Annotated in this window: 9 protein-coding genes and 1 rRNA gene; 9 read left to right on the top strand and 1 reads right to left on the bottom strand. The window is 59.8% G+C overall.

What is annotated here, in order from left to right; genetic code table 11:
* The 6 genes from rrf to nrdF all read left to right on the top strand — a co-directional run.
* A 5S ribosomal RNA gene (gene rrf, locus KUV45_RS04295) occupies nucleotides 1-114 on the top strand; the annotation flags it as partial.
* 600 nt (nucleotides 115-714) lie between these two features.
* Nucleotides 715-1,620: a phosphogluconate dehydrogenase (NAD(+)-dependent, decarboxylating) gene (gene gnd / locus KUV45_RS04290; RefSeq protein WP_222164154.1), complete on the top strand. Its 906-nt coding sequence runs from the start codon at nucleotides 715-717 to the stop codon at nucleotides 1,618-1,620.
* Nucleotides 1,621-1,985: 365 nt separating this feature from the next.
* Nucleotides 1,986-2,210: a glutaredoxin-like protein NrdH gene (nrdH, locus tag KUV45_RS04285; RefSeq protein WP_222164153.1), complete on the top strand. Its 225-nt coding sequence runs from the start codon at nucleotides 1,986-1,988 to the stop codon at nucleotides 2,208-2,210.
* 94 nt (nucleotides 2,211-2,304) lie between these two features.
* Complete coding sequence (nrdI, locus tag KUV45_RS04280) at nucleotides 2,305-2,709, top strand: class Ib ribonucleoside-diphosphate reductase assembly flavoprotein NrdI (RefSeq protein WP_224852158.1); 405 nt, start codon at nucleotides 2,305-2,307, stop codon at nucleotides 2,707-2,709.
* A gap of 62 nt (nucleotides 2,710-2,771) precedes the next feature.
* Nucleotides 2,772-4,862, top strand: coding sequence for a class 1b ribonucleoside-diphosphate reductase subunit alpha (gene nrdE, locus KUV45_RS04275; RefSeq protein ID WP_374107012.1), 2,091 nt, complete (start codon nucleotides 2,772-2,774; stop codon nucleotides 4,860-4,862).
* A 254-nt stretch (nucleotides 4,863-5,116) separates the two neighbouring features.
* A complete protein-coding gene (gene nrdF / locus KUV45_RS04270; RefSeq protein ID WP_206944255.1) occupies nucleotides 5,117-6,097 on the top strand; it encodes a class 1b ribonucleoside-diphosphate reductase subunit beta in 981 nt (326 codons plus the stop codon).
* A 127-nt stretch (nucleotides 6,098-6,224) separates the two neighbouring features.
* Here nrdF and KUV45_RS04265 read toward each other — a convergent pair whose 3' ends face one another.
* Nucleotides 6,225-7,235 (bottom strand): AraC family transcriptional regulator, encoded by a 1,011-nt coding sequence (locus KUV45_RS04265; protein ID WP_222164150.1) that lies wholly within the window; start codon nucleotides 7,233-7,235, stop codon nucleotides 6,225-6,227.
* Nucleotides 7,236-7,342: 107 nt separating this feature from the next.
* Here KUV45_RS04265 and KUV45_RS04260 point away from each other — a divergent pair, with 107 nt between their 5' ends.
* From KUV45_RS04260 to KUV45_RS04250, 3 genes are all read left to right on the top strand, one after another.
* Nucleotides 7,343-9,562, top strand: coding sequence for a TonB-dependent siderophore receptor (locus KUV45_RS04260; RefSeq protein WP_224852157.1), 2,220 nt, complete (start codon nucleotides 7,343-7,345; stop codon nucleotides 9,560-9,562).
* Nucleotides 9,552-10,583 carry an alpha/beta hydrolase gene (locus KUV45_RS04255; protein ID WP_222164149.1) on the top strand — a complete coding sequence of 344 codons (1,032 nt, stop codon included), beginning with the start codon at nucleotides 9,552-9,554 and terminating at the stop codon, nucleotides 10,581-10,583. Before KUV45_RS04260 ends, KUV45_RS04255 begins: the two co-directional genes overlap by 11 nt.
* Before the next feature lie 101 nt (nucleotides 10,584-10,684).
* The gene (locus KUV45_RS04250) at nucleotides 10,685-11,248 is read left to right on the top strand and encodes a type 1 glutamine amidotransferase domain-containing protein (RefSeq protein WP_222164148.1); all 564 of its coding nucleotides are present in this window, start codon (nucleotides 10,685-10,687) and stop codon (nucleotides 11,246-11,248) included.
* Nucleotides 11,249-11,290: the final 42 nt, after the last annotated feature.

Below are 11,290 nucleotides of genomic sequence, written 5' to 3'. Positions count from 1 at the left end.
TGACGACCATAGCGAGTGGGAACCACCTGATCCCTTGCCGAACTCAGAAGTGAAACCGCTCAGCGCCGATGGTAGTGTGGGGTCTCCCCATGCGAGAGTAGGTCATCGTCAGGCATTTATTCAGAAGAACCCCGATTATCGAGAGATGGTCGGGGTTTTTCGCATGCATGGGTCGACCCCCCTTTTTATGTGTGGGGCCACGCCGAATACCCCCTCGGCGCGGTCCGGCCTGGCTCTTCTCAAGGGCGGGCTCGTGGCGTTCGCCACCCCTTGTAGCTTCGCTGCAGCCGTTGTAAAGAGCTCCAGGGTGGCTCACCCCCATGCGAGAGGCAAGCTGCCTGGTTGCGAGTACCTCTGCGGATATCGGGTTTTTCCACAAGGTCAAGATCGTTTCCATAGACGAGTGCGGGTCGATGGCTCCCTCGGCGTGGAGCGGCCTGGTCCTTGTAAAGAGCGCCAGGGTGGCTCACCTACATGCGAGATCAGGCATTTATTCAAAAGAGGCCCGGCTATCTAGAGATGGCTGGGCTTCTTTTATGACGTCCGCCGTTTTCCGTCTAGCCGAAGTTTGGCGTAGCGGAAGGCGGGCGTTGGCTCTCTGCAGCCGTACGTTGAAGGCCGCATAAGGCGGCTGTGCATTGGCACCATCTGAACCGACAGATATCGTGAGCACCGCGACGATACTGACGTCACCATTCATTTAGAGGAGCATACATGGATCTTGCAATGATTGGCCTTGGGCGCATGGGCGCCAACATGGCAGAACGTCTGGTTCGCGGCGGTCATCGTGTCATTGGTACAGACCCTGGCGCTGAGGCACTCTCCAGCGCACAGCAGCGAGGAGTTGAGCCAGCACAGACTCTGGCAGAGGCGGTCGAGCAACTTCCTTCCCCGCGTATCGTATGGCTGATGGTACCTGCGGGGGAAGCCGTTGATGCACTGCTCAAGGAGCTGACATCGCTGCTGTCCCCTGATGACATCGTCATCGATGGTGGCAACTCCATGTACAAGGACAGCGTGCGACGTGCCGCTGAGCTGCGTGAACATGGCTTGAGCTATGTGGATGTGGGAACCAGCGGTGGCGTGTGGGGGCTGGCAGAGGGCTACAGCATGATGGTCGGCGGTGATGATGCCGTGGTCGAGAGGCTCAAGCCGCTGTTCGAGACCCTGGCCCCGGCTGCCGACAAAGGGTGGGGGCACGTAGGGCCCAGCGGGGCAGGCCACTTCACCAAGATGGTCCACAATGGTATCGAGTACGGCATGATGCAGGCGTTTGCGGAAGGCTTCGCCATCATGGAGAAGAAGACCTCCTTCGGGCTGGACCTGCATCAAGTCGCTGAGATCTGGCGTCATGGTAGCGTCGTACGGTCCTGGCTGCTCGACCTGACCGCCAATGCTCTCGACAAGAACCCGACCTTTGACGGCATCGCCCCCTATGTCTCTGATTCCGGCGAAGGGCGTTGGACGGTGAGCGAGGCCATCGAACTCGACGTCAGTGCCCCCGTCATCACGATGTCCCTGCTTGAGCGGCTGCGCTCCCGTGAATCCGACTCCTATGCGGATAAGATGCTCGCTGCCATGCGCAATGAGTTTGGCGGCCACGCTATCAAGTCATCCTGAGCATCATTGCGCAGGAATTAGCCTCCCTGGTAGCTCCGGCCGGGGAGGCCAACATTATCTGGTAGCGTGTGCCGATGAGCGCTGACCAGCGACGGATGATCTCCTAGCGCTGAAACAGATTTTTATTGCTGTCTTGACAAGACGGGAAGCGGGCAGTGGCGCGGGCTCCAGCGGTGTCCAAAGTTGTCCACAGGGAATGCACAGAAAAAAACTATATCTGTGCTTGGAAAAATCTCCCTCTACCATATATAGTGCCCTACCGAAGGCGGGGAGTACGGCCTGGTGCCGTGACTCCACCGACCGCCCATGTCCACGCCATCCCCTATGATGGGCGTATCATCACGTCACGGACGGTAACGATTATCATGACCATCACGATCTATAGCAAACCCGCCTGCGTCCAGTGCAACGCCACCTACCGCGCCCTGGACAATCAGGGAATCGACTATACCGTGGTCGATCTGACCGAGGACGCCGATGCCATGCAGCGAGTCCAGGAGCTGGGCTACCGCCAAGTGCCCGTCGTCGTCGCTGGCGAGGATCATTGGGCCGGCTTTCGCCCGGACAAGATCAGTACGCTGGTCGCCTGATAACGTCCTTCGCACGTAAGTTCTTCGTATCTAGCGGATGTGCGCGGCGATGGCCGCGTCACGTCCGAGGCATCAGGGATGCAGGAGAATCGTCTTGGCTGAGCTGGTCTATTTCTCGACAAAGTCTGGCAATACACGACGCTTTGTAGAAAAGCTGGGTCTGTCTGCCAGGCGTATTCCGCTCAGTCGTGACGACGGTCCTCTGCGTGTCGATCAGCCATATATTCTCGTTGTGCCGACCTACGGCGACGGTGACCCGATGAGCTCGGTACCGCCACAGGTGATTCGGTTTCTCAACGATGCACACAATCGGTCCCTGATTCGGGGCGTGATCGCGGGTGGCAACACCAATTTCGGCGCAGCCTTTGGCCTGGCCGGGAGAGTGATCGCGCAGAAGTGTCAGGTGCCGCTTCTTTATCGGTTTGAACTGATGGGCACGGATGAGGATGTCCATCGTGTTCTTGCAGGGGTGAAAGAATTTTGGAAACGCTCAGCCTAGAAAAGGATGCGGCAACGCGACCCGCTGCCGATCACAACGCCAAGACACTCGACTATCACGCGCTGAATGCGATGTTGAACCTGTACGATGCCGAAGGGCGTCTGCAGCTCGACAAGGATCGCGAGGCCGCGCGTCAGTACTTCCTGCAGCACGTGAACCAGAACACCGTGTTCTTTCACTCGCTGCAGGAAAAGCTCGATTACCTGACGGAGCAAGGCTACTACGAGCGCCAGGTGCTCGATCAGTACGACTTTGATTTCGTTACCGCGTTGTTCGATCAGGCCTATGCGGTCAAGTTCCGGTTCCAGAGCTTCCTGGGAGCGTTCAAGTACTACACCAGCTATACCCTCAAGACGTTCGATGGCAAACGCTATCTTGAGCGCTTCGAGGATCGCGTCTGCATGGTCGCGCTGTCGCTCGCGCGTGGCGACGAGACGTTGGCGAAGCAACTGGTCGATGAGATCATCCACGGCCGCTTTCAGCCGGCGACGCCGACGTTCCTCAACTGCGGCAAGCAGCAGCGGGGCGAGTTGGTCTCCTGCTTCCTGCTGCGGATCGAGGACAACATGGAGTCCATCGGACGCTCCATCAACTCGGCTCTGCAGCTGTCCAAGCGGGGCGGCGGTGTCGCCTTCTCGCTTTCCAACGTGCGCGAGTCCGGTGCTCCGATCAAGCGTATCGAAAACCAGTCTTCAGGCATCATTCCGATCATGAAGATGCTGGAGGATGCGTTCTCCTATGCCAACCAGCTTGGCGCTCGCCAGGGCGCTGGTGCGGTCTATCTCAACGCACACCACCCGGATATCCTGAACTTCCTCGACACCAAGCGCGAGAACGCCGACGAGAAGATTCGCATCAAGACCCTTTCACTGGGGATCGTGATGCCGGATATCACGTTCGAGCTGGCCAAGCGTAACGAGGACATGTATCTGTTCTCGCCCTATGACGTCGAGCGCGTCTATGGTGTGCCTTTTGGCGACATCAGCGTGACCGAGAAGTACGACGAGATGGTCGCTGACGGTCGTATTCGCAAGAAGAAGATCAACGCTCGTGAGCTGTTTCAGACCATTGCCGAGCTGCAGTTCGAGTCTGGCTATCCGTACCTGATGTTTGAGGACACGGTGAACCGTGCCAACCCGATCGATGGCCGGATCAACATGTCCAACCTCTGCTCGGAAATCTTGCAGGTCAATACACCTACCGAATACGACGATGACCTGGGCTATCGCAAGATCGGTGAGGATATTTCCTGCAACCTTGGTTCGCTCAACATCGCCAAGGCCATGGACTCTCCTGACTTCGGTGCGACGGTAGAGACCGCTATCCGTGGATTGACCGCGGTTTCCGAGATGAGCAACATCAGCTCAGTGCCGTCGATTGCCGAGGGCAATGCCAAGTCTCACGCCATCGGCCTGGGCCAGATGAACCTGCACGGTTACCTGGCTCGCGAGCATATCTACTACGGCAGCGAAGAAGGGGTGGATTTCACCAACATCTACTTCTACACCGTAGCGTTTCACGCCATTCGTGCGTCCAACCGCATCGCCATTGAGCGCAACCGTCACTTTGCCGGTTTCGAGAAGTCGAGCTATGCCAGCGGCGAGTACTTCGACAAGTACACCGAGCAGGCGTGGGAGCCGAAGACCGACAAGGTACGCGCGCTGTTCGACAATAGCGGGATCCATATTCCGACTCAGGAGGATTGGCGTGAGCTGAAGGCGTCGGTGATGGCTCATGGGTTGTTCAATCGCAATCTGCAGGCGATTCCGCCCACCGGGTCCATTTCCTACATCAACAACTCCACGTCGAGTATTCACCCGGTCACGGCCAAGGTGGAGATTCGTAAAGAGGGTAAGTTGGGACGTGTGTACTATCCGGCCCCCTACCTGACGGACGAGAATCAGGACTACTATCAAGACGCCTATGAGCTGGGTCCTGAGAAGATCATCGACACCTATGCTGCCGCCACGCAGCACGTTGACCAGGGGCTGTCGCTGACGCTGTTCTTCCGCGACACGGCGACCACCCGCGACGTCAACAAGGCGCAGATCTACGCCTGGCGCAAGGGCATCAAGACGATCTACTACATCCGTCTGCGTCAGGCGGCGCTGGAAGGGACGGAAGTGGAAGGTTGCGTGTCCTGCACCCTGTAATGATGAGCCGTGATGGCGAAGCCGTCACGGAGTAGGCGGAAAGACAGGCCAAGGCGAAGTCACGGGTAGGAATCTCTGGCACGATGCCGTGAGCCCTACCTGTCTTCGCCGCTCCTTTGCCAGCGAGACTACTGTTGTGGAATTCGCACGGGCAAAGGGACTGAAGGCCGTCTTGGTCGCCGTTTTTTGCTTCAATCGAGCGACGCGCCGTGCTCAGGGCCCGGCGCCAACCGAACGAGAACCCTCTCATGGATATGCCCGCTACCTCTGCTGCCCGTCGTTTGAGCCGGGTCGACGCGATCAACTGGAACAGACTCCAGGACGACAAGGACCTCGAGGTCTGGAACCGTTTGACCGGTAACTTCTGGTTGCCGGAAAAGATCCCCTTGTCCAACGATATCCCGTCGTGGAATACCCTGACGGAACATGAGCAGCAGCTCACCATTCGTGTCTTCACTGGTCTCACCCTGCTCGATACCATCCAGGGCACGGTGGGGGCTCCTGCGCTGATCGAGGACGCGGTAACTCCTCATGAAGAAGCCGTACTGACCAACGTCAGCTTCATGGAGTCGGTACACGCGCGTTCTTACAGCTCGATCTTTTCCACGCTGTGCGCGACCCGTGATGTGGATGATGCCTACCGCTGGAGTGAAGAGAACCCCTTCCTGCAGAAGAAGGCCGAGTTGATCCTGGAGCGTTACCGCGCCGAGGACCCGCTCATGCGCAAGGTGGCGAGCACCTTCCTTGAGTCCTTCCTGTTCTACTCTGGCTTTTACCTGCCGATGTACTGGTCAAGCCGTGCCAAGCTGACCAACACCGCCGACCTGATTCGTCTGATCATTCGTGATGAGGCTATCCATGGTTATTACATCGGCTACAAGTTCCAGCGTCAGCTGGCCCAGCAGCCGCAGGAGCGTCAGGAAGAGATCAAGGCTTACGCGTTTGAGCTGCTGTTCGAGCTCTATGAGAACGAGGTGAAGTACACCGAGGCGCTGTACGACGACGTTGGTCTGACCGAGGACGTCAAGAAGTTCCTGCATTACAACGCCAACAAGGCGTTGATGAATCTTGGCTTCGAGGCACTGTTCCCGTCCAGCGTGACCGATGTGAGCCCGGCCATTCTGGCCGCGCTGTCTCCTGGCTCCGATGAGAACCATGACTTCTTCTCTGGTTCAGGGTCTTCCTATGTCATCGGCAAGACGGTGAGCACCGAAGACGAAGATTGGGCATTCTGACCGTCGTGTGTTGTCACTCACAGCGGAGTGACGTCTGACGACAGGGCCACGGCGATCGCCGTGGCCCTTTTTTTTGCTCCTGGAACGTCGCGCTGTCGCGTCTCGGGGGCAATGCCGACGCGGTGCCTTAGCTGGCGGCGTCTGTGCTGAGTTCGCGCTGAGCGTGACGCCGGCACTGTGCCGGACCTTCACCAAAATGTTGCTTGAAGGCGGTGGCGAAGTTGGCGGCGTGCCGGTAGCCGGCGATACTGGCCGCGGTATCGACGCTGACGTTCTCGTCTTGCAGCGCCGCCCGGGCGCGCAGCAAGTGCTGCTGTCGCAGTCCGGCACTCAACGGCAGCCCATATTCCCGGTGATAACGCCGCTGCAGTTGTCGCAGACTCATCCCCAATCGGCTTGCCATGTCGGCGGGCGACAGGTGCAGCGACTCGCCGCTGGCGATCCAGCCGGCCAGACGTTGCTGCCAGGCCTTACCACCGTGGGATACAGCAGGGGTCGTCTGGTGCGCCAACGCCTCGGAAACCATGGCAAGGGCGATCGATTCGCGCTCCAGGTTAAGGACCGTCGTCATGTCGGCGGTCTGACTCACGCTGTCCAGGCGTGCCACCAGGTCGCTTGACGGTGTCCACCTCAGATGGCCGAGGTGCTGCCTGAGGCCGTGACAGCAAACACTGGGCAGCGGAGAGCCCAGACGACGCTGGAGCCAGTCCGAGGTCAGGCTCAGTACGGCACTGAATTCCACTGCGCCACGCCGGCCGTGGCGGACGAAGGTGGTGGGCTCGTCGACCGCTATCAGCAGGCCGCAGGCTCGCTTGTTGGCATCGAGTGTAAAACTATGCTCGTCGAAGCTCACGCAGGCCTCTCCGCGCCAGACCAGCGAAATCTTGAGACCTGGATGCAGCCGTGCCCGGGGCGTTACACCGTGGCGGTCACGCAGACGATTGAGGCGCAGGTACATGCCACGCTGGACCTCATGCTGCTGCACGATGCCATGCAGCGGCGCTCCAGTGGCCTGGTGGTCGGCCGCGGTGCATTGATACTGGCTGGTCAGTACGCCCGCCAGTGACGTCAGGTCATGCTGATGAATCCAGCCGGCCTGGGGGGCTTTCGGCTGCGTTGTGGTGAAGGTTGTCGTCATGCCAAAGGTCGCTGGTCAAAGGGCAAAGGTATCGGGGTGCCGTCAGTGACAGAATGTCGCTCCAGGGATTTGAATGCAATAGATTCGCATTAAGTTTTGGAGGTGGCATGAAGGGCAACATGTTGTTGGCGTGGGTGCTTGCCGGAGCGGGAGGTGCGCTGCTGGCCACCGCTGCCCAGGCGCAGGATATCGCCGAGCAGAGGGCAGAGGGTCGGGGAGCAGAGGCCCAGGGGGCTGGGGGGATAGGCGCTGATGATCCGGGAATTGAGGATCAGGAGCTGGACGTTACCCGGGTGATCGGTGTGCGCCTGTACGACATGTTGTCCAGCGAGCAGACCGAGGGCTATAGCGTTGACGCGGCTACGGTGGGTACCAAGGTGCCGGCCGCCCTGCGGGATATTCCGCAGTCGGTCAGCGTGGTCACCCACGATGCCATCGAGGACCAGGGGTTTGTGACCTTGGATCAGTTGGCGGCACGCACGCCGGGAGTGCGGGTACTCAGCAACGATTATGGTCGTTCCTCCATCTTTGCCAGAGGCTATGAGTACGATGCCTACAGCATTGATGGGCTGCCTGCGCCCATGAGCAGTATCCTCGGGTCAGTGCCGAGCCTGACCGCGTTCGACCGGGTCGAGATCATGCGCGGGCCGTCGGGGCTGTTCAACAGCACCAGCGAACTGGGCGGCATCGTCAACCTGGTGCGCAAGCGTCCGACCGAGACCTTCCAGGCTGAGGTGTTCGGCAGCCTGGGCACGCTGGACGATGGTGCGCTGGGAGTGGATGTGGCGGGGCCCATCGATGAGGCCGGCCGGGTAAGAGGGCGGTTTGTGGCACGCTCCACGGAGAACGCACAGTGGGTCGATGACAACGATAACCGGCAGGATGACCTTTACGCAGCGGTAGATATCGACCTGACCGATGCCACCGAGCTCTCCCTTGGCATCATTCATAATGCCAAGGACATCACGGTCAACAACGGCCAGCCGACCGATGCCGATGGGGATCTTCTGTATACCCGTCGTAGCGCCTTCTATGGGGCTGACTGGAACGACTTTGACAGTGAGTCCACGGATGTACTGGCAGAGCTGACACATCGCTTTGCCAACGATGGCTACGGTCGCGTTGCGGCCCGCTACTCCGACCGAGATGCGGACTACAACTATGCCTTCGGTGCCGGTGCGGTGGATGATCAGGGCAGGCTGAATGCTGCCGGTTTCGGGGGTAAGACCGACGAGACGTCGCTGTCACTGGACGCCAGCTACACCCAGGCGTTTGACGCTTTTGGCAATGACAACGAGTTTGTGGTCGGGCTCGACCATAAGGACTACGACCAGGACAATCGCCAGGGGCGGGCTCGCGGGCTTGGAAGCAGTCTCAGCGTCGGTCAGCTCAATGATCTGGCCTACGTCAATGTCCTGGACAGTGCCCAGGCTGGCCTGTCCGGCTTCAGTCTTACCGACACCCGCAGCGAACTGGAAGAGACCGGTGCCTACGCCAAGGTAACGGTCAGACCGATCGCCCCTCTGGCCTTGATCGCCGGCGGCCGCTTCAGTCATTTTTCCACCGAATACGACGACCGCACCAGTGATAGCGAAAGCTCTCGCAGTGACAGCGAATTTACGCCCTATGCAGGGGCTGTGCTGGACCTGGATGCTCAGCACTCCCTCTATGCCAGCTATTCGCGGGTCTTCAAGCCTCAGACGGCGTTCAACGAGGACAATGATCTGATCGATCCCCGTGAGGGCGATCAGTACGAGGTCGGTATCAAGGGCAGTTACCTGGGAGGGCGACTGAATGCTCGCGCCAGCGCCTACCAGCTCGAAGACAGCCATCGTGCAGCCGCGTCGAGTGATCCCGGTGCCAGCTATTCCGTGGACACCGGTGAAGTGCGTATTCGCGGTGCCGAGCTGGAAGTCACTGGAAGTCTCACCGACCAGTGGGACCTGATCTTTGGCTATACCTATACCGATACGGAGATCGAAAAGGCATCCAGTGCCCGGGATGATGGCATCTTCCTGCTGATGCCCGAGAACATGGTCAACCTATGGTCGCAGTATCGTTTCCAGCAAGGGATGCTCAATGGCCTGTCACTGGGCGGCGGGATCACCGCCATGAGCGACTTCAGTTCGAGCAGCGGCGTCGAGGCACCCGGCTATGCAGTGGTGGACGCGATGCTTGGCTATGAATTTACCCCGCAGCTGAGCGGCCAGCTCAACGTCTACAACCTGTTCGACCGTGAGTATTACCTGCGTGCAGGGGGCGAGGGCTCCTTCAACTTCGTGGGTCAGCCAGCCAGCGCCCTGGCCACCTTGCGCTATGCGTTCTAGGGCGTGGCAGATCATCGCGGGCTGGCCCCTGGGCATGCTGGTGCTGGTGTCACTGTTAGCGTCTCTCGTCGACAGCGCTGTCGCCATGGATGACGGCAGCGTGATGCCTGAGCTTGATGGGTCTCGGGTGGTGGTGGACGCGCAGACAGGCCTGTCCTATCAGGTCGAGGTGTCGATGCCGGATGCGCCTCGGCCAGCGCAAGGATACCCCGTGCTGGTGGTGCTGGATGGCAATGCACGCTTCCCGTTGCTGCGTGAGGCGCGGGACACGCTGACGCGAAAAGGTCCTGAGGGCAGCGCCCTGCCTCTGGTCATCGTCGGTGTCGGCTATCCCGGCGCTGAGCGCTTTGATTCCCAGCGACGTCGCTGGGATTTCACGCCCCCTGTGCCAACGGATATCGCCGCGCACGCGGCTGAGGCCGGCGAAGAGGGGGCATCAGCGAAGGGGCTGGAATCTGTGCAGGAAGGAGGGGCAGACCAGTTTCTTCACTTCTTGAGTGCTCAGTTGCTGCCCATGCTCGAGCGGGACTTGACGCTGGATCCGGAGCGTCGCGCGCTGCTGGGCCACTCGTTGGGAGGGCTGTTTGCGCTCTACGCTCAGCAGCGCTGCCCCGAGTGCTTTCGCCGGCTTTTCGCCATCAGCCCCTCGCTGTGGTGGGGTCAGCGTTATCTGGTCCAAGCGCTGGATGCCCGGCTGCAGGATGCTGAGTGGTGCGAGGCGCTTGAGGGAACATCGTTGCTGGTGGGGGTCGGTGCGCGTGAACAGTCACCACGCGAAGGCCATGTCGGGTCCCAGCGAGATCGCTTGCGCCTTCGGCGAGCCATGGTAGATGAAGCGCGTGACTACCAGCGCCGGCTACAGCAGCGCTGCGTTTCCCTGTCGAGTGAACTGATGATCTTTGCCGGTGAAGATCATGGCAGTGTGATGTGGCCAGCGGCGCGACAGGTCGTGGAAAGGCTGGCTGATCACGAGCAGGAGTCGCGTTCTGGGGAGAGTCTTCGCGACAGGGGTAGCAGCTGAAACGGCATACGGGTTGAAGTCTGGGGACTGCATCACTATCTTGTACAAGTGCGTGACAGAGCTTAAGAGAATGTCCAACTTATCTCTACAAGGAGGATGTCATGACGCAGCAAGTGGAAGGCAAACGAGTCGCGATCTTGGCCACTCACGGATTCGAGGAATCCGAGCTCGCGGTGCCAAAGGCCAAACTGCAGCAGCAGGGCATCGTCGTGCACGTGGTCTCGCCTGAGGCGAAAGGCATCAGAGCCTGGGCGGAAAGCGACTGGGGCGATACCTATGGCGTGGACGTGGCCCTGGAAGACGCCAGTGAGCACGATTATCACGCACTGGTGCTGCCCGGTGGTCTGTTCAACCCCGACGCCTTGCGTCTGGATGAAGCGGCCCTGGCGTTTGTCCGAGCGTTCTTCCAGGCGGGCAAGCCCGTTGCCGCGATTTGCCACGCCCCTTGGATCCTGATCAATGCTGATGTGGTAAGCGGGCGCAAGCTGACGTCCTACCCCAGTGTGGCCCAGGATCTACGCAATGCTGGCGCCGAATGGGTGGATCAACAGGTGGTGGTCGACAATGGCCTGGTGACCAGCCGCAAGCCCGATGATCTGGACATCTTCTGCCATAAGTTGGTGGAGGAAATCGGCGAGGGTCGGCACGCTAAGCAGCACGCCTAAGGCAGATCACACGCGGTTGATTCAAGGCCCCCGACGATGCCT

Source organism: Halomonas sp. DP3Y7-2, assembly GCF_019800795.1.
GTDB classification, from domain to species: domain Bacteria; phylum Pseudomonadota; class Gammaproteobacteria; order Pseudomonadales; family Halomonadaceae; genus Halomonas; species Halomonas litopenaei_A.
This window is presented reverse-complemented; position numbering and strand designations above follow the sequence as displayed.

Coding starts and splice junctions, on each gene's coding strand:
- KUV45_RS04260 (WP_224852157.1), top strand. CDS start 7,343: ATGAAGGGCAACATGTTGTTGGCGTGGGTGCTTGCCGGAGCGGGAGGT.
- KUV45_RS04265 (WP_222164150.1), bottom strand. CDS start 7,235: ATGACGACAACCTTCACCACAACGCAGCCGAAAGCCCCCCAGGCCGGC.
- nrdF (WP_206944255.1), top strand. CDS start 5,117: ATGCCCGCTACCTCTGCTGCCCGTCGTTTGAGCCGGGTCGACGCGATC.
- KUV45_RS04255 (WP_222164149.1), top strand. CDS start 9,552: ATGCGTTCTAGGGCGTGGCAGATCATCGCGGGCTGGCCCCTGGGCATG.
- gnd (WP_222164154.1), top strand. CDS start 715: ATGGATCTTGCAATGATTGGCCTTGGGCGCATGGGCGCCAACATGGCA.
- KUV45_RS04250 (WP_222164148.1), top strand. CDS start 10,685: ATGACGCAGCAAGTGGAAGGCAAACGAGTCGCGATCTTGGCCACTCAC.
- nrdH (WP_222164153.1), top strand. CDS start 1,986: ATGACCATCACGATCTATAGCAAACCCGCCTGCGTCCAGTGCAACGCC.